We start from the raw sequence: 17,241 nt of genomic DNA on the forward strand, positions 1-17,241 counted from the left end.
TCCAGCGCCATGGCGTCACCTTCCTCGCACTCCCACGCCGAGCCGGCCACTGCCGCCGCCGAGGTGGCCGTGCAACGCAAACGCGTCATGGCGTTGCTGGCGCTGGTGACCGGTGTGGCCGCGTTCGTGGTGCTGGTGTTCGATCTGCTGGTGGCCAGCCCCGGACAGCGCGAGGCCTGGATCGCCGGTGTGCTGATGGCGATTTCGCTGCTGGCCTATGCGATGGTGCGCTGGAACCGCATGCACTACGCGCCGCACGTGATCGTGGGCGGCACGCTGGGCGCGGCGATTCTGTCGGTGCTCACCTACGGTTCGGTGCGCACCGCCGTGGGCTTCCTGTTCGTCGCGGCGGTGGCCGGTGCGGGCACGTTTCTCGGCCGCACCGCGTTGATCGTCACAGTGGCCACCAGCGTGGGCTCGCTGGGCCTGCTCACGCTGGCCGAGGCCCAGGGCTGGCTCAGCGCCACGCCGTATTTCGAGGTCGGCCTGCGGGTGTGGATCACGCACTCGGTCACGCTGGTGGTGGTGGGCGTGATGGTCTATCACAGCGGCCGTCAGTTGCGCGAGGCATTCGAGCGGCAAAAAGCCGCCCTGGAGCTGCACAAGAAGGCCGAGCAGGAGCGCGACCGCAACCTCGAGCGCTTCGCCCGCATCTTTCACATCAGCCCCATTCCGATGCTGGCGCAGTCGGCGCGCTCGGGAATGATCCTGGACCTGAACCCGGCCTTCGAGCGTTGTTACGGCTACACCAAGGCCCAGGCGCTCGGCCGCCAGGACGACTTCCTGTGGGTCGATGCGGAGCGGCGCGAGACCTACCTGGCATTGTTGTTTGCGGCGCGCCGCGTCGAGCAATTCCCGGCGCGCGGCCTGCGCGCCGATGGCAGCACCTTCGATGCGCTGGTCTCCAGCGCCATGGGCGACGACCGCGAAGACAAGCTCGTCATGACGACCATCACCGACGTGAGCGCACAGAACGAGGTGATGGAGCGGCTGCGACGCTCCGAGGAGCGCTTTGCCAAGGCGTTCAATTTCAGCCCGCTGAACATGACCATCTCGCGCCTCTCGGACGGCTCGTTCATCGAGGTCAACCAGGCCGAGGACCGCGCACAAGGCCTGCAACCCGAGGAAGTCGTGGGCAAGACCTCGCTGGAGGTCGGCTCCTGGCTGACCCCGCAGGACCGCGAGGCCTTCGTCGCCCGGTTGCTGCGCGACGGGCACATCGACAGCTACGAGACGCGCATGCGCCACAAGGACGGCTCGCTGGTGGACACGCGCCTGTGGGCCGAGCTGATCGAGATCGACGGCGAGCCTTGCATACTCTCCTGCACCGTCAACATCAATGAAGAAAAGCAGCGCGAAGCGCTGTTGCTCAACGTCGCGCGCGGCGTCGCGGCCGAAACCGGCGAGGCCTTCTTCGGCGCGCTCACTCGCCACCTCGGCGAAACCATCGCGGCAGACATGGTGGTGGTGGGCGAGTGCCGCAGCGACGGGCGCGTGCGCAGCCTGGCGATCCGGCAGGACGGGCAGGCGCGGCCCAACTTCACCTTTTCGATCGACGGCACGCCCTGCGCCCGAACGCTGCTGCAGGCGGACATGTTCATCTGCACCAGTGGCCTGGCAGAGCGATTCCCGCAGGCCAGAAGCCTGATCGAATCGGGTTGCCGGGCCTACCTGGGCAAGGCGCTGCGCGACGCCGACGGCACGGCCATCGGCGTGATCTTCGCGCTCTGGCGCGAACCGGTGGACCTGGGGCGGGACGCGCAGGCACTCATCTCCATCTTCGCCAGCCGCGCCAACGCCGAACTGGTGCGGCTGCGCCGCGACCGCGAGATCCAGCGCCTGAACGAAACGCTGGAGCAGCGCGTGCGCGAGCGCACGGCCGACCTGCAGTTGCTCAACGCCGAGCTCGATTCGTTCGCCTACTCGGTGTCGCACGACCTCAAGTCGCCCCTGCGCGCCATCGACGGCTTCACCCGCCTCCTGGAAGAAGAAGTCGGCCCGCGCCTGAGCGACGACGAACGCCAGTTGCTGGCGCGCGTGCTCAGCTCCACCCAGCGCATGGGCTCGCTCATCGACGATCTGCTGGCCCTGGCGCGCGTGAGCCAGGGCGTGCTGAACCGCCAGACGGTGAACCTCAGCGGCATGGTCACGGACATCCTGGCGCAGGAACGCCAGAAGCAGCCCGAACGCGAGATCGACGTCCGGATCACCCCCGAACTGCAAGCGGATTGCGACCCGCACCTCGCCCGCGTCGTGCTGGAAAACCTGCTGAGCAACGCCCTCAAATACAGCCGCACGCGCGACAAGACGGTGATCGAGTGGGGCCTGTTGCCGCCCGTGGGCACGGATCCGCCGATGTTCTACGTGCGCGACAACGGCGTGGGCTTCGACATGGCCTACGCCGACAAGCTGTTCAAACCCTTCCAGCGCCTGCACATGCCCAGCGAGTTCGAGGGCACCGGCATCGGCCTGGCCACGGTGCGGCGCATCATCGAGCGCCATGGGGGGCAGATCATGGGCGAGAGCCGGCTGGGGGATGGCGCGCGCTTCTGCTTCAGCCTGGGGTAGAGCGGGACTCCCCCCTGCGCCGCTGCGCGGCGCAGGGGGGGTGTTTCAGTTCAGTGCGCCAATCCACTGACCACCGTGACCAGCGCAATCCCCACCGCCAGCCAGGCCACTTGCGCGACCGTCGCGCCCAGGCTCAGGCGCTTCTGCAACTGCGGAATCAGGTCGGCCAGCGCCACATAGACGAAGCTGCTTGACGCGGCGACCAGGAAGTACGGCAGGTAGTCCTGCAGCTGCGTGAGCAGGAAGTAGCCCACCAATCCACCCAAGGCGGTCACGGTGCCCGCCAGCGACACCTTGACCAGCGCCGCGCGCGAGGTGCCCGAGGTGTGGCGCAGCACCACCAGGTCGCCCATGTGGTGCGGCACCTCGTGGGCCAACACCGCCAGCGCGGCCACCACGCCCAGGCGCATGTCGGCCATGAACGCCGAAGCGATCAGGATGCCGTCGCCAAACGCGTGCACGCTGTCGCCGGCCAGCACCGTCCAGCCGCCCGAGCGCGGGCCGTGATCGTGGTGGGCATGGTCATGTCCTTCGTGCGCATGCCCCTCGCCCTGGTGGTGCTCGTGCCCGTGGTGCCACAGCTCCGCCTTGTCGAGCAGGAAGAAGAACACCAGCCCGGCCAGCAGCATCGCAAACAGTTCGTGCGCGCCGGCCTCGCTCTCGAAGGCTTCGGGCAACAGGTGCATGAAGGCCGTGGCCATGAGCGCGCCCGCCGCCAGGCTGAGCATGTGCTGCGTGTAGCGCGCCAGCATGGCCATGCCCAGCAGGGCCGCCAGCCAGACGCTGCCCACGCCCGCGGCAATGGTTCCGATCAGGATCGCCAACAAAGTCATTTGCTTGTCACCACGAAAAAAGGCCGCCCCAGGGCGGCCTTCGTTGAACGGGAGGTGGCCCGATCAGGCCACGCCGTGTTGCTTGAACCAGGCCAGCGCCCGCTTCCAGCCGTCTTCCGCCGGCTCCTTGCGGAAACTCGGCCGGTAGTCGGCGTGAAAGGCGTGCGGTGCGTCCGGATACACCACGAAGGTCGATGCCTTGGCCGCCGCGTTGCCGCCGGCCAGTGCGGTTTTCATCTTATCAACCGTGTCAAGGGGGATGCCGGTGTCGGCCGCGCCATACAGGCCCAGCACGGGGCCATTGAGCCTGGCGGCCACGTCCACGGGCTGGCGGGGGTTGAGCGGCGTGGCATCGCCCACCAGCCGCCCGTACCAGGCCACGCCTGCCTTCACGGCCGGGTTGTGCGCGGTGTAGAGCCAGACCTGACGCCCACCCCAGCAAAAACCGGTGATGCCCAGCTTGCGGGTGTCGCCGCCGTTGGCGGCTGCCCACTTCACGGTCGCATCCAGGTCGCCCAGCACCTGCGCGTCGGGCACTTTGGAAATGACTTCCGACATGAGCTTGGCCATCTCGCCATAGCTCTGCGCATCGCCCTGGCGTTCGAACAGCTCGGGCGCGATCGCCAGGTAGCCTGCCTTCGCAAAGCGGCGCGCCGTGTCGGCGATGTACTCGTGCACGCCAAAGATTTCGGACAACACCAGCACCACGGGCAGGCCGGTCTTGCCAGCCGGTGCGGCGCGGTAGGCGTGCATCTTGTGGCCGTTGACGTCGATCGTCACCTCGCCCACGGTCAGACCGTCCGCCGGCGTCTTGATGGCGGTCTGCGCCATCACGGGCAGCACCGACGCGGCATAACCCACGCCGATCGCGGCCTTGAGGGCGGTGCGGCGGGTCGCGCCTTGTTCGGTGGACTGGCCGGGCAGCAAGGCGTCGAGGTCTTGGGTCTGCGATTCGTTGAGCATGCGTGGTCTCCGGGGTTGGGGTTGATGAGCGTTGAGTGACCCGAACCATACCCAAAAAGTTCGGCGCACTTCAACAGACCTGTTCCAGCAAGTACATCGAACACCCAAAGACTCCCCACAAGCGGCGGCGTGCGTGGAGTTGATCCTGGACGGGTGTCACACCTGGCAGTTCTCCTGCGAGGCCACGCGCACGTCGAGAATGAATGGCCTTCACGCCTGCACGTAGGAGGTCTTTATCGTGGTGAAAAACTCGCTCGCGTAGCGCCCCTGCTCGCGCGGCCCGTAACTGCTGCCCTTGCGGCCGCCGAAAGGCACGTGGTAGTCCACACCCGCGGTCGGGAGGTTGACCATCACCATGCCCGCCTGCGCGTGGCGCCTGAAGTGCGTGGCGTGCTTCAGGCTGGTCGTGGCGATGCCGGCCGACAGGCCGAACGGCGTGTCGTTGGCGACGGCCAGGGCCTCGTCGTAGTCCTTCACGCGCATCACGCTGGCCACCGGCCCGAACACCTCCTCGCGGTTGATGCGCATGGCCGGGCCGGTGTCGGCCAGCAGGGCCGGGGCCATGTAGAAGCCCTCGGTCTCGCGCCGCAAGCGCTGGCCACCGCACAGCAGAAGGGCCCCCTCGGTGCGCGCGATCTCCACGTGGGCAAGATCCTGCTCCAGCTGCGCCTGGCTCACCACGGGCCCGATCTCGGTACCGGCCTTGCGCGCGTCGTTCACCCGCAGCGCCGCCACACGCGCCTGCAGCGCGGCGATGAAGGCCGGGTAGATGCCGTCGGTGACGATCAGGCGGCTTGACGCCGTGCAGCGCTGCCCGGTGGAGAAGAAGGCGCTCTGGGTGCACAGCTCCACGGTGGCCTTGAGGTCGGCGTCGTCCAGCACCACTTGGGGGTTCTTTCCACCCATCTCGAGTTGCACCTTCTTGTGCTGCGCCATGCAGGTCTGGCCGATGCGCTGGCCCACGCCCTGTGACCCCGTGAAGCTGATGGCATCGACACCGGGATGGTTCACCAGCGCCTCGCCGACCGTGCGCCCCTGTCCCATCACGAGGTTGAACACCCCCACGGGCAAGCCCGAGCGGCTGATGATCTCGGCCAGCGCCCAGGCACACCCGGGCACCAGGTCGGCCGGCTTGATGACCACGCAGTTGCCGTAGGCCAGTGCCGGTGCGATCTTCCAGGCGGGAATCGCGAGGGGAAAGTTCCAGGGCGTGATCAGGCCGATCACGCCGAGCGGCTCGCGCGTGACTTCAACGCCAACGCTCGGGCGCACCGAGGGCAGCAGTTCGCCCGACAGGCGCAGGCATTCGCCGGCAAAGAACTTGAAGATGTGGCCGGCGCGCGTGGCTTCGCCAATGGCTTCGGGCAAGGTCTTGCCTTCTTCGCGCGCCAGCAGGTCACCCAGTTCCTCGCGGCGCGCCAGGATCTCGCTGCCGATGCGGTCCAGCGCGTCGCTGCGGGCCTGGATGCCGGCCGTGGACCAGGCGGGAAAGGCGGCGCGCGCGGCGGCCACTGCCGCGTCGACCTGGGCCGCGCCGCCCAGCGCGTACTCGCCCACCACGTCATTCACGTCGGATGGATTGATGTTGGGTGCCGAGTCCGAGCCCGCGAGCCATTCGCCCGCGATGAAGTTGTGGTGCACCATCTCAGCGACCCCAGCGCAGGACCATCGGATCCAGGCGTTTCGCGGCGTCGAGCAGGCCCGCGCGCACCTCGGGGTGCATGGGCGGGAAGGGGTGGCGCGCCGCTTCGCAGGCGATCACGCCGCCCGCCTTCATGAGTGCCTTGGCGCTGAGGATGCCGCCCTGGCGGTTCTCGCAGTTGATCAGCGGCAGCCACTTGGCGTACGCCGCCACGGCGGCTTCGCGGTCGCCGGCCAGATAGGGGTCGATGATGGTGCGGATGCCGTCGGGGAACGCACCACCGGTCATCGCGCCCGTGGCGCCGGCGTCCAGGTCGGCCAGCAGGGTGATGGCCTCTTCGCCGTCCCACGGGCCTTCGATCGCGTCGCCGCCCAGGCGGATCAGCTCGCGCAGCTTGGAGGCCGCACCCGCGGTCTCGATCTTGAAATAGGCCAGGTGTTCGATCTCGCGCGCCATGCGCGCCAGGAACGGTGCCGACAACACCGTGCCGCTGGCGGGCGCGTCCTGCACCATGATGGGAATGTCGATGGCGTCGGACAGCCGCGCATAGAACTCGAAGATCTGCGCCTCGGGCACGCGGAAAGTGGCCCCGTGGTAGGGCGGCATCACCATCACCATGGCCGCGCCCTGCGCTTGCGCGCGACGGCTGCGCTCGGCACACACGGCAGTGCCGTAATGGGTGGTGGTCACGATGACGGGCACGCGGCCCGCCACGTGTTCCAGCACCGTGCGCGTGATCACCTCGCGTTCCTCATCCGACAGGGAGAACTGCTCGGAGAAGTTGGCCAGGATGCACAGGCCGTGTGAGCCCGCATCGATCATGAAATCGATGCAGCGCTTCTGGCTCTCGAGGTCGAGCGTGCCGTCTTCGTGGAAGGTGGTGGGCACCACCGGGAACACGCCCTTGTAGCGTCGGTTCATGGCGGGGCTCACTCGATGACGTGGAACTGGTCGAGGAACTCGGTCTTGAGCGTCAGCCCCAGGCCGGGCTTGTCGTCGTCGAGCTGCAGGAAGCCGTTCTCCGCCACCGGCTCGCCGTCGAAGATGTAGTAGAAGAGTTCGTTGCCGACCTCGACGTCGAACATCGGGAAATACTCGCTCATGGGCGAGGCCAGCGTGCTCATCGTCAGGTGGTAGTTGTGCATCTGGCCGGCGTGCGGGATCACCGGCACGCTGTAGGCCTCGCACAGCGCGTTGATCTTGTGCGCCGCCGTGATGCCGCCCACGCGGTTGGTGTCGTACTGCACCACGCTCACCGCTTTCTTGTCGAGCAGCTGCTTGAAGCCGTAGAGGCTGAACTCGTGCTCACCACCCGAGATCGGGATGTCGGTCAGCTGGTTGAGCTCGGCATAGCCATCGATGTCGTCCGCGATCACCGGTTCTTCCAGCCAGCGCGGTTCGTACTTCACCAGCTTGGGCAGGATGCGCTTGGCGTACTCCAGGTTCCAGCCCATGTAGCACTCGAGCATGAGGTCGTTCTCGTAGCCGATCACCTCGCGCACCGCCTCGACCGACTTGAGGTTCTCCACCACACCTTGCTGGCCGTGGCCCGGGCCGTAACCGAAGCGCATCTTGAAGGCCTTGAAGCCCTGATCCTTGTAGGTCTGCGCTTCTTCCTGCATGGCCTTGAGGTCGGTGCGGTAGAGCTTGGAGTAATAGCAGGGGATCTTCTCCTTGGTGCGCCCGCCCAGCAGCTTGAACACCGGCTTGTTGACCGACTTGCCCAGGATGTCCCAGATCGCCAGATCGATCGCCGAGATCGCCGCCATGGTCACGCCCTTGCGGCCCCAGGCGTGGGTGCCGCGGTACATGCGCTGGAACAGGTACTCGTAGTCCCAGGGGTCCTGGCCCAGCACCAGCGGCGTCAGGTACTCGTCGATGATGGCCTTGGCGATTTTCGGCGCCAGCGCCACATTGCCCAGGCCGACGATGCCGGTGTCGGTCTCGATCTCCACCACCGTCCACGAGTGGAAACGGAAAGTGCTCATGGTCTCGGACTTCGAGTACAGCAGGTCCATGGCGTTGGAGCAGAAGTTGCCCTGGGGCGGCACGGTTTTGCCTTTCCACTCGAACACGCGGGCGCGGACGGATTTGATCTTCATAAAAGTGTCGGGTCTGGTAAAAAAAAGGAGGGGCGACACGGGTCAGGCCGGGCGCGTCGCACCCATGCGGGCGGCAATGCGCAAGGCGTTGTAGGTGGCATTCACATCCGCACGGCCCTGGCCGGCGATGTCGTAAGCGGTGCCGTGCGCCGGCGTGGTGATGGGCACCGGAAGGCCGCCCTGCACGGTCACGCCCTTGGAGAAGCCCATCAGCTTGATGGCGATCTGGCCCTGGTCGTGGTACATGGTCACGATGGCCTGGTATTCGCCGTCGCGCGCCTTGAGAAAGATGGTGTCGGCCGGGAACGGGCCGCCCACGGCAATGCCTTCGGCCGCGAGCTCGCGCACCGCCGGCTCGATGATCTCGATCTCCTCGCGCCCGCAGGTGCCGCCGTCGCCGCCGTGCGGGTTGAACGCCGCCACCGCAACCTTGGGCTGGGCGAAGCCCGCCGCCTGCAGCGAGCGGTAGATCAGGCGCGAGGCGTCCTTGATGCGGTCCTTGCTCAGGTGGCTGGCCGCGTCCTTGAGCGGGACGTGCGAGGACACGCGCGAAGTCCACAGCTCACCGAGGGTGTTGAACTCGCAGAAGTAGCCCTGCACGCCAAGGTACTCGGCGAAGTGGTGCAGCTCGTCCTCGTGCCTGAGGCCGCCCTGCTTCATCGCGAACTTGTTGAGCGGTGCGAAGCAGATGGCGTCGACCTCGCCGCGGCGCGTGGCGTCCATGCAGGCGTTGAGCACCTGCAGCACCGAAGCACCGCCCGGCGCCTGGGCCACGCCACGCTGCACCTGCTCGGACGCCACCGTGTCCATGGCCAGCCAGGCCGGCGTCCGGACATCGGCGCGCTCGCGCACCTCGGCGAAGCTGCGCACCGGCGTGGTGGCCACCTGTACGCCGGCCACCTGCTGGCCCTCGGCCCACAACCAGGGGTCGCCCACCAGCACCAGGTTGGCGTGCGAGGCGGCATCGGTCTGCCCCAACAGGCGGGCGATCAACTCGGGGCCGATGCCGGCCGGGTCGCCCAGGGTCAGGGCGACGACAGGAAGTTCATTCGGTTTCACGGGGGTCTCCTCGGGTCTGGCTGCGGCGTTGGTTCGCGCTCAGTCGAGCTTGATGTTCTTGCGGCGGATCAGGTCGCCGTAGCGCTTGTTCTCGGCATTGTGGAAAGCCTGGAAGGCTTCGGGCGTCATCGGCGTCAGGTCCGCACCGATGGCGGACAGGCGCGCCTGCGTCTCGGGCATGGCGATCACCTTGTTGACCTCGGCGTTGACACGGGCAATCACGTCCCTGGGCGTGGCCGCCGGCATGTAGATGCCGTACCAGGCGCTCATCTCAACGCCCTTCACACCCGCTTCCGCCATGGTGGGCACATCGGGCAGTTGCGGATTGCGCTTGGCAGCGGCCACCGCCAGCGGGCGGATCTTGCCGTTGCGGATGTGGCCGATCACCGAAGGCATGGTGTCGAAGCTGACCTGCACCACGCCACCCATCAGGTCGACCAGCGCGGGCGCGCTGCCGCGGTAGGGAATGTGGGTGATGAATACACCTGTCACGTCCTTGAACATTTCGGCCGCGATGTGCTGCGTGCTGCCCGATCCACTGGTGGCGTAGTTGAGCTTTCCCGGGCGGCTCTTTGCCAGCGTGATCAGCCCTTCCACGTTGGTCACCGGCAACGAGGTGTTGGCGACCAGCACGTTGGGCACGGAGCCCACGAAGGCGACTGGCACCAGGTCCTTGTCGTTGTCGTAGTTGAGCTTGAAGAGATGCGGCGCGATGGCATGCGCGGTGGACACGCCCATGATCAGGGTGTGGCCATCGGTGGACTTGGCGGTCAGGTCGGCAGCCAGGGTGTTCGAGGCGCCAGCGCGGTTCTCCACCACCACGCTCTGCTTGAGCAAGGGGCCCAACCGGTCGGCGACCGCACGGGCCATCGCGTCGGTGCCACCACCGGGCGAGGACCCGACCAGGATCTTCACGGGCTGGCGCGGCCAGTCCTGCGCGGTGGCCAGGCCCGCCGTCATGGTCAGCGCCAGCGCAGGCAGCACCCATTTCAATGTCTTCATGGTTTGTCTCCGTCAGGAAAAGTGGTGAGAAGCGAGCGGATGGTAGGTCGTCGATTGATTTCCGTATATTGAAAGTTGGTGAATTATTGATAGCCACCAGTTATCATTTATCGATGGCAACCTCACCAACCCAACAGCTGTTGAACCGCATGCGCATGCGGCAGGTGGCACTCCTGCTGGCGATCGGGCGCAGCGGCACATTGCGCGCGGCCGCGAGCGAACTCGGCATGTCCCAGCCGGCGGCCACCAAGATGCTGCACGAGCTTGAACACGCGCTCGGGCACACGCTGTTCGAGCGCGCCGGGCGTGGCCTGAAGCTCACCGAGTCGGGCCAGTGCGTGCTCGGTCACTTCCAGGGCCTGCAGGGCAGCCTGGATGCCTTGACCCGTGAGCTGGCAGGCATTGAACAAGGCGGCAGCGGCAAGCTGCTCATCGGCAGCATCATGGCCGCCTCGCCAGAGCTGTTGACCGATTCGCTGTTGCACCTGCGCGAGATGCACCCGAACCTGGCGATCGAGATCACGGTGGACACGAGTGACCGGCTCACCAATGCCCTGAGGCGCGGCGACCTCGACCTGGTGATCGGCCGCGTGCCCGAGGGCGCAATCGATGACATGGACTTCCTGCCGGTGGCCGACGAGGCGCTCAGTGTGGTGGCAGGGCCCACCCATCCCCTGGCGAACAAGCCCCGCGTGGTCTTCACGGAGTTGCTGAACCACCCCTGGATCCTGCAGCCACGCGGCAGCCCCATGCGCGATGTGCTGGAGCAGGAGTTCCGCCGCCACAAGGCCCGCCTGCCGCGCGGCTTGATCGAAACCTCGTCCATCCTCACGACCATGAACCTGCTTGTGCGCTCGGACATGATCGCGGTCATCCCCGCAGAAGTGGCCGCCCGGTACGAGGCGCATGGCCTGCTGGCCTGCCTGCGCTACGCAGTGCGACAGCAACTCGGCGTGTTTGGCTGTCTCACGGCGCGCGGACGGCCACCGAGTCCACCCGTACGACAGTTGCTGTCATTGCTGCTGGGTTGAGATGTGGCCCTGCCCTACTCCGTTTTCGGCGTTGTGGACGACTTGCTTTAGGCGCCAAAAGGGTCGAGGCGCTCAATGCGCCTTGTCCCAGTTCGGCCCGACACCCACCTCGGCCAACAACGGCACCTTGAGCGCAGCCACCCCCGCCATGAGGTGCGGGATCTCCGTGCGCAACCAGTCCACCTCGCCCTCGGGCACCTCGAACACCAGTTCGTCGTGCACCTGCATGACCATCTTCGTGCTGCGCCGCTGTTCATCCAGCGCCTTCTGCACCGCCACCATGCTGAGCTTGATGAGATCGGCCGCCGTGCCTTGCATGGGGGCGTTGATGGCCTGGCGCTCCAGCGCCGCCAGCTTCGCGCCCTTGGCGTTCTTGATGTCGGGCAGCACCAGGCGCCGGCCGAACACGGTCTCGATGTAGCCCATTTCCTTGGCGCGCTGGCGCGTCTCGTCCATGTAGCGCCGCACACCCTCGAAGCGTTCGAAGTAGCGCGCGATGTAGTTCTTGGCCGCAGTGTTGTCGATACCCAGCGCCTTGGCCAGGCCGAACGTGCCCATGCCATAGATCAGGCCGAAGTTGATCACCTTCGCATAACGGCGCTGCTCGCTGCTGACCTGCGCGGTCTCCACGCCAAACACCTCGGCGGCGGTCGCGCGGTGCACGTCCAGGCCTTCGTGGAAGGCGCGCAGCAGGGCTTCGTCGCCGCTGATGTGGGCCATGATGCGCAGCTCGATCTGCGAGTAGTCGGCGCTCGCGATCACGTGGCCCGCCGGTGCCACGAAGGCCTCGCGCACGCGCCGGCCTTCGGGCGTGCGGATGGGGATGTTCTGCAGGTTCGGGTCGTTGCTGGAGAGGCGCCCGGTCACCGCCACCGCCTGCGCATAGTGGGTGTGCACGCGGCCCGTGCGCGGCAGCGCCATCTGCGCGAGCTTGTCGGTGTACGTGCCCTTGAGCTTGGACAGGCTGCGGTGCTCCAGGATCTTCGCGGGCAGCGGGTAATCCTCGGCCAGCTTCTCCAGCACCTCTTCGTCGGTGCTGCGCGCGCCGGTCGCCGTCTTCTTGATGACGGGCAGGCCCAGCTTGTCGAAGAAGATTTCGCCCAGTTGCTTGGGACTGCCCAGGTTGAACGGCTGGCCGGCGATCTCGAACGCCTCCTGCTCCAGCGCGACGATGCGCTGGCCCAGTTCGTTGCTCTGGCGGCTCAGCATGGGCGCGTCGATCAGCACGCCGTTGCGCTCGATGCGGTAGAGCGCTTCGCTGCTGGCGATCTCAAGCTCGTAGACGAAGTTCAACTTCTCGTCGGCCTGCAGTTGGGGCCACAGCGCCAGGTGCACGTCCAGCGTCTGGTCGCTGTCTTCGCACGAGTACTCGGCCGCCTTGGCCACATCGACCTGGGCGAACGGGATCTGGTGCGCGCCCTTGCCGCACAGGTCTTCGTAGTTGATGCCCTGGCGGCCCAGGTGGCGCTCGGCCAGGCTGGCCAGCCCGTGTGGCTTGTGCACTTCCAGCACGTAGCTCTGCAGCATGGTGTCGTGCACATAGCCCTGCACTTCGATGCCGTGGTTGGCGAACACGTGGCGGTCGTACTTGATGTGCTGGCCGAGCTTGAGTTTGCTCGGGTCTTCCAGCCAGGGCTTGAGCCTGGCCAGCACCTCGTCGAACGGCAGTTGCTCGGGCGCGTCGGGCCCGCTGTGGCGCAGCGGGATGTAGGCCGCTTCGCCCGGCTTCACGCTGAAGCTGATGCCCACGATCTCGGCGCGCATTTCGTCCAGCGAGGTGGTTTCGGTGTCGAGCGCCACCAGTTCGGCGGCCTGCACGCGCTGCAGCCAGTCGTCGAACATCGGCCAGGTCAGGATGGTGTCGTACTTCAGGTTGGTGGTGCGCTGGGCACTGCCACTGAGGTCGGGCTCGTCGAACAGGCCCGGCGTGCCTTCGTCGGCCTTGCCCTGGGCCTTGACCTTGCCCTGGCTTGCTTCGATCAACTCCGGCGGCGCATCGTGCAGCGACAGGGATTTGACCAGGCCCTTGAAGCCGTAGGTCTCGCCGAAAGCCTTGAGCGCTTCGGAGTCCTGCCCGCCGATGGTGATGGCCTCCAGCGAGGGCAGGCCCTCGATGTATTCCTTCAGGTCGCAGTCGATTTTGATGGTGAGCAGCTCGCGGCCCTTGGGCAGCCAGTCCAGCGCGTTGCGCAGGTTCTCGCCGGCCACGCCCTTGATCTCGTGTGCGCGCGCCACCAGGGCCTCCAGCGAGCCGTATTCCGTCAGCCACTTCACGGCCGTCTTCGGGCCGACCTTGGGCACGCCCGGCACGTTGTCCACCTGGTCGCCCACCAGGTTCTGGTAGTCCAGCATCAGGCTGGGCGGCACGCCGAACTCGGCCGTCACGCCCGCGATGTCCCGGCGGCGGTCGTTCATCGTGTCGATCACGGTGATGTGCTCGTTGACGAGCTGGCTCAGGTCCTTGTCACCGCTGGAGATGATGCAGGTGATGCCCTGCTGCGAGGCGACATGGGCCAGGGTGCCGATCACGTCGTCGGCCTCCACGCCGGGCACGTCCAGCACCTTCCAGCCCAGCAGCTTCACCACCTCGTGGATCGGCGCGATCTGCGCGCGCAGGTCGTCGGGCATGGGCGTTCGGGTGGCCTTGTACTCCGGGTACAGCGCGTCGCGGAAGGTCGGGCCCTTGGCGTCGAACACGCAGGCCGCGTAGTCGGCGCGCACGTCCTTGCGCAGCTTCTGCATCATGTTGATCATGATGCGGATGGCGCCGGTTTTCAGGACCGTGCCATCGGGCAAGGTGGTGCTCATGGCTTCACCGCCGGCAAAGAACGCGCGGTAGAGGTAACTGGAGCCGTCGACCAGCAGCAGGGTCTTGTCGGCGGGGGTGGCGGGGGTTTGGGCGTCGGACATGGGGCAATTGTGGCGGAGATCGCACCCCGTCTCGCCGGCCCCCCAAGGGCCCCGTATCCCGTGGTGACGCGTTTCGCCCCGGAACGCAGCGGGACCGGGCGGCCTTGCCTACAATGCCCGTATGAACCTCCCATTCCGCTCCTCCCTGGCCGTGCTGGCCTTAGGCCTGTGCGCCGCCCTGCCGGCCCTGGCCCAGGTGGCGCCAGCGGACAACGCCCCGCGCGAGCCGGTTTCGCCGCGCGACCGCATTGAACGCATCACGCACGAAGACAAGCTCACCCGCATCGACGAACTGCGCGTGGGTGGCCAGACGCAGAGCATCGACGTGCAGCCCAAGAACGGCGCACCCGCCTACCAGATCCAGCCCGACAACGGCACGGGCGACTCCAGCAGCAAGCGCACGGGCAACGCCGGGCGCAGCAGCTGGCGCATTCTGAATTTCTGACTCTCCCGTTTCATGGCCGTTTACACCGAAGTCGCGTTCGCCGAAGCCGCTGCCCTGCTCCACACCCTCGATCTGGGCGACCTCACCGAGCTCAAGGGCATCCACGGCGGCATCGAAAACACCAACTATTTCGTGACCAGCGAGCGCGACGGCGCCACGCTGGAGCACGTGCTCACCGTGTTCGAGCGCCTGGGCTTCGAACAACTGCCGTTCTACCTGCAGCTCATGAAGTTCTTCGCCGAGCGTGGCATTCCCGTGCCCGCGCCGGCGGCCAACGCGCAGGGCGAGATCGTGCTCACGGTGCAGGGCAAGCCCGCTGCCGTGGTCGTGAGGCTGCGCGGCAAAAGCGATCTGTCGCCCGGCGTGGCGCAGTGCGAGGCCGTGGGCCGCACGCTGGCGCGCATGCACCTGGCCGGACGCGATTTCCCCCTGAGCCAGCCCAACCTGCGTGGCCTGTCCTGGTGGAACGAAACCATGCCCGAGGTCTTGCCCTACCTGACCGAGGCCCAGGCCCAGTTGATGCGCACCGAACTGGCGTACCAGAACCACGTGGCGCAAAGCCCGGCCTACGCCGCCCTGCCGCGCGGCCCGATCCATGCCGACCTGTTCCGCGACAACGCGATGTTCGACGACGGTGAGCTCAGCGGCTTCTTCGACTTCTATTTCGCCGGCATCGACACCTTCCTGTTCGACATCGCGGTCTGCCTCAACGACTGGTGCGTGCTGCACGACGAAGACCACGACGGCTCGCTCGACACGCCACGCTCGCTGGCGCTGCTGTCGGCCTACCAGTCGGTGCGCCCCTTGAGCGCGGCCGAGCGCAGCCTGCTGCCCGCCATGTTGCGTGCGGGCGCCTTCCGGTTCTGGATCTCCCGCCTCTGGGACCTGCACCTTCCGCGCGAAGCCGCCCTGCTCCAGGCCCACGACCCGAGCCATTTCGAGCGCGTGCTGCGCGCCCGCGTGCGCGACACACTGGCCTTGTCCCATCTGCTGCGCGACAGCGCGGTGCAGCCCGGCCCGGCCGTGCCCGCATGAAACTCAACATCGTTCCCGCCCGCACCGGTTTCCTGTGGGTCAAGCTCGGCGCCCAGACCTTCTTCCGCCAGCCCCTGGGCATGGCGGGCCTGTTCTTCATGTTCATGGCCACGGTGTCGGTGCTCTCCGTGGTGCCTCTCGTCGGCACGCTGGCGGCCCTGGCGCTGGTGCCCGCGGCCACGCTGGGTCTCATGGCCGCCACCCGCGAAGCGGAACAGGGCCGCTTTCCGATGCCCTCCACCCTGGTCACGGCGTTTCGCGGCGGGCCGTCGAAAACACGCTCCATGCTGATCCTGGGCGCGATGTACGCCGCGGGCCTGATGCTGGTGCTGGGCGTGTCGGCCTTGTTCGCCACCGACATGTCGCCGGTGGAACTGCCCGGCGGCGATGTCTCGCCCGAGCGCGTGCGCGACCTGCTGGCCAACCCGGGCCTGTGGGTGGCGCTGGTGTTGTATGTGCCACTGCTCATGGCGTTCTGGCACGCGCCCGCGCTGGTGCACTGGCATGGCGTCTCGCCCTTCAAAAGCCTGTTCTTCAGCCTGATGGCCTGCTGGGCCAACAAGGGCGCGATGCTGCTGTACAGCCTGGGCTGGATGGTGGTGATCATGCTGGCGGGCATGGTGATGAACCTGCTGGCCGCACTGCTCGGCGGCACGGCCATGCTCAACCTCCTGATCTACCCCCTGGTGCTGTTGCTGGCGGCGATGTTCCACACCTCGATCTGGTTCACCGTGCGCGACAGCTTCCTCACGTCGGAAGACCGCGCGGCCTGATCGCCCGCAGGGCCACGGCGCCTTCGAACATCAGCAACAGGATCGCGGCCCAGATGCAACCGTAGGTGAGCCACTGGCTCTGCGCGATGCGCTCCCCGAGCAGCAACGACACCACCACCAGCAGCGCCGGCTCCACATAGCTCAGCAGGCCGAACAGCCCGAGCTTCAAGCGCTGGCTGGCCGCGATCATGCAGGCCAGGGCCACCGCGCTGAGCACCCCCAGCACCAGGATGCCCAGCACCGGAAACCGCAGCGCGCCCGCACCCTCCGGCAGGAGCGCGGCAATGAACCACAGCCCCACCGGCAAGCTCAGCACCATGTCGAACCACATGCCGCCCAGGTGGTTGGTGTGCAGCACGCGCCGCAGCGCAAAGTAGCAGGGGTAGCCCAGCGCCACCACGAACGCGGGCCAGGACACCCGGGGCGCGAACAACAGCTCATTGACCACGCCCACCGCGGCCAGCGCACAAGCCACCGCCTGCCAGCGCGAGATGCGCTCGCCAAAACACAGCCTCCCGGTCAGCACCAGCGTCAGCGGCAGCAGAAAGTAGCCCAGCGACACGTCCAGCCCATGGCCGTTTGGCCTGGGCGGGCGCGGCGCTGGGCTACAGCACCACGCAAGCCACCTCGCTGGTGGGCGTGGTGGCCGTGGGCACAGCCGTGGGCGCGGTGATCGCTTCCATGCGCATGCGGCTGTTGGCCGCGGTGAGGGTGATGTCGCGCCCGGCCTGGGCCAGGATCACACTGGCTTCGCCGCTCACGTAGAGCTTCGCCTGGCGGTCGACGCCGGTGCGTTCGAAGGTGTTGCCTGCGATCTTCGTGGTGGTGCTGCGGGTGGTGCTGGCGATGTCCAGATCACGCCCGGCATCGAGCACGAT

The 17,241-nt window shown here is 67.1% G+C and carries 14 protein-coding genes and 1 pseudogene; 6 read left to right on the top strand and 9 right to left on the bottom strand.

The window, feature by feature from the left end; all coding sequences use genetic code 11:
- Nucleotides 1–9 precede the first annotated feature (9 nt).
- Nucleotides 10–2,568 carry a PAS domain-containing sensor histidine kinase gene (locus FFS09_RS14650; protein ID WP_137919630.1) on the top strand — a complete coding sequence of 853 codons (2,559 nt, stop codon included), beginning with the start codon at nt 10–12 and terminating at the stop codon, nt 2,566–2,568.
- 50 nt (nt 2,569–2,618) lie between these two features.
- On the opposite strand, the gene FFS09_RS14655 is transcribed toward FFS09_RS14650, so the two are convergent.
- The 7 genes from FFS09_RS14655 to FFS09_RS14685 form a co-directional block, all read right to left on the bottom strand.
- Nucleotides 2,619–3,401 carry a ZIP family metal transporter gene (locus FFS09_RS14655; RefSeq protein WP_137919631.1) on the bottom strand — a complete coding sequence of 261 codons (783 nt, stop codon included), beginning with the start codon at nt 3,399–3,401 and terminating at the stop codon, nt 2,619–2,621.
- 63 nt (nt 3,402–3,464) lie between these two features.
- Complete coding sequence (locus FFS09_RS14660; protein WP_137919632.1) at nt 3,465–4,364, bottom strand: dienelactone hydrolase family protein; 900 nt, start codon at nt 4,362–4,364, stop codon at nt 3,465–3,467.
- A gap of 210 nt (nt 4,365–4,574) precedes the next feature.
- Nucleotides 4,575–6,008 carry an aldehyde dehydrogenase family protein gene (locus FFS09_RS14665; RefSeq protein ID WP_137919633.1) on the bottom strand — a complete coding sequence of 478 codons (1,434 nt, stop codon included), beginning with the start codon at nt 6,006–6,008 and terminating at the stop codon, nt 4,575–4,577.
- 1 nt (nt 6,009) lies between these two features.
- A complete protein-coding gene (locus FFS09_RS14670; protein ID WP_137919634.1) occupies nt 6,010–6,927 on the bottom strand; it encodes a dihydrodipicolinate synthase family protein in 918 nt (305 codons plus the stop codon).
- Nucleotides 6,928–6,935: 8 nt separating this feature from the next.
- The gene (locus FFS09_RS14675) at nt 6,936–8,108 is read right to left on the bottom strand and encodes an L-rhamnonate dehydratase (RefSeq protein ID WP_137919635.1); all 1,173 of its coding nucleotides are present in this window, start codon (nt 8,106–8,108) and stop codon (nt 6,936–6,938) included.
- 42 nt (nt 8,109–8,150) lie between these two features.
- Entirely contained in the window at nt 8,151–9,167 is a 1,017-nt protein-coding gene (locus FFS09_RS14680) for a 4-hydroxythreonine-4-phosphate dehydrogenase PdxA (protein WP_137919636.1), read from the bottom strand.
- A gap of 39 nt (nt 9,168–9,206) precedes the next feature.
- A complete protein-coding gene (locus FFS09_RS14685; protein ID WP_137919637.1) occupies nt 9,207–10,169 on the bottom strand; it encodes a tripartite tricarboxylate transporter substrate-binding protein in 963 nt (320 codons plus the stop codon).
- 149 nt (nt 10,170–10,318) lie between these two features.
- Between FFS09_RS14685 and FFS09_RS14690 the strand changes: the two genes are divergently transcribed.
- Entirely contained in the window at nt 10,319–11,200 is an 882-nt protein-coding gene (locus FFS09_RS14690) for a LysR family transcriptional regulator (RefSeq protein WP_252374371.1), read from the top strand.
- 72 nt (nt 11,201–11,272) lie between these two features.
- Here the strand turns inward: FFS09_RS14690 and polA are convergent, their stop codons facing one another.
- Nucleotides 11,273–14,110: a DNA polymerase I gene (gene polA / locus FFS09_RS14695; RefSeq protein ID WP_137919639.1), complete on the bottom strand. Its 2,838-nt coding sequence runs from the start codon at nt 14,108–14,110 to the stop codon at nt 11,273–11,275.
- Between the two features lie 121 nt (nt 14,111–14,231).
- On the opposite strand from polA, the gene FFS09_RS14700 reads away from it, so the two are divergent.
- The 3 genes from FFS09_RS14700 to FFS09_RS14710 are packed head-to-tail and all read left to right on the top strand — an operon-like array spanning nt 14,232 to nt 16,363.
- Entirely contained in the window at nt 14,232–14,555 is a 324-nt protein-coding gene (locus FFS09_RS14700) for a hypothetical protein (protein WP_212745101.1), read from the top strand.
- A gap of 12 nt (nt 14,556–14,567) precedes the next feature.
- Entirely contained in the window at nt 14,568–15,590 is a 1,023-nt protein-coding gene (locus FFS09_RS14705; RefSeq protein WP_137919640.1) for a homoserine kinase, read from the top strand.
- Nucleotides 15,587–16,363, top strand: coding sequence for a BPSS1780 family membrane protein (locus FFS09_RS14710; protein ID WP_137919641.1), 777 nt, complete (start codon nt 15,587–15,589; stop codon nt 16,361–16,363). The genes FFS09_RS14705 and FFS09_RS14710 overlap by 4 nt, the downstream gene beginning before the upstream one ends.
- Here the strand turns inward: FFS09_RS14710 and FFS09_RS14715 are convergent.
- Complete coding sequence (locus FFS09_RS14715) at nt 16,338–16,925, bottom strand: EamA family transporter (RefSeq protein WP_212745102.1); 588 nt, start codon at nt 16,923–16,925, stop codon at nt 16,338–16,340. The genes FFS09_RS14710 and FFS09_RS14715 overlap by 26 nt on opposite strands.
- A gap of 17 nt (nt 16,926–16,942) precedes the next feature.
- On the opposite strand from FFS09_RS14715, the pseudogene FFS09_RS31125 reads away from it, so the two are divergent.
- Nucleotides 16,943–17,080 (top strand): annotated as a pseudogene (locus FFS09_RS31125) (lysophospholipid transporter LplT); the annotation flags it as partial.
- Nucleotides 17,081–17,241: the final 161 nt, after the last annotated feature.

Origin of the sequence: Hydrogenophaga sp. 2FB (assembly GCF_005503365.1) — a bacterium.
Classification (GTDB): domain Bacteria; phylum Pseudomonadota; class Gammaproteobacteria; order Burkholderiales; family Burkholderiaceae_C; genus Hydrogenophaga.

Bases quoted from the DNA above. Each gene is read 5' to 3' on its own strand.
- FFS09_RS14700 (WP_212745101.1), top strand. From the start codon at position 14,232: ATGAACCTCCCATTCCGCTCCTCCCTGGCCGTGCTGGCCTTAGGCCTG.
- FFS09_RS14670 (WP_137919634.1), bottom strand. From the start codon at position 6,927: ATGAACCGACGCTACAAGGGCGTGTTCCCGGTGGTGCCCACCACCTTC.
- FFS09_RS14690 (WP_252374371.1), top strand. From the start codon at position 10,319: ATGCGCATGCGGCAGGTGGCACTCCTGCTGGCGATCGGGCGCAGCGGC.
- FFS09_RS14705 (WP_137919640.1), top strand. From the start codon at position 14,568: ATGGCCGTTTACACCGAAGTCGCGTTCGCCGAAGCCGCTGCCCTGCTC.
- FFS09_RS14660 (WP_137919632.1), bottom strand. From the start codon at position 4,364: ATGCTCAACGAATCGCAGACCCAAGACCTCGACGCCTTGCTGCCCGGC.
- polA (WP_137919639.1), bottom strand. From the start codon at position 14,110: ATGTCCGACGCCCAAACCCCCGCCACCCCCGCCGACAAGACCCTGCTG.
- FFS09_RS14675 (WP_137919635.1), bottom strand. From the start codon at position 8,108: ATGAAGATCAAATCCGTCCGCGCCCGCGTGTTCGAGTGGAAAGGCAAA.
- FFS09_RS14685 (WP_137919637.1), bottom strand. From the start codon at position 10,169: ATGAAGACATTGAAATGGGTGCTGCCTGCGCTGGCGCTGACCATGACG.
- FFS09_RS14710 (WP_137919641.1), top strand. From the start codon at position 15,587: ATGAAACTCAACATCGTTCCCGCCCGCACCGGTTTCCTGTGGGTCAAG.
- FFS09_RS14665 (WP_137919633.1), bottom strand. From the start codon at position 6,008: ATGGTGCACCACAACTTCATCGCGGGCGAATGGCTCGCGGGCTCGGAC.
- FFS09_RS14655 (WP_137919631.1), bottom strand. From the start codon at position 3,401: ATGACTTTGTTGGCGATCCTGATCGGAACCATTGCCGCGGGCGTGGGC.
- FFS09_RS14650 (WP_137919630.1), top strand. From the start codon at position 10: ATGGCGTCACCTTCCTCGCACTCCCACGCCGAGCCGGCCACTGCCGCC.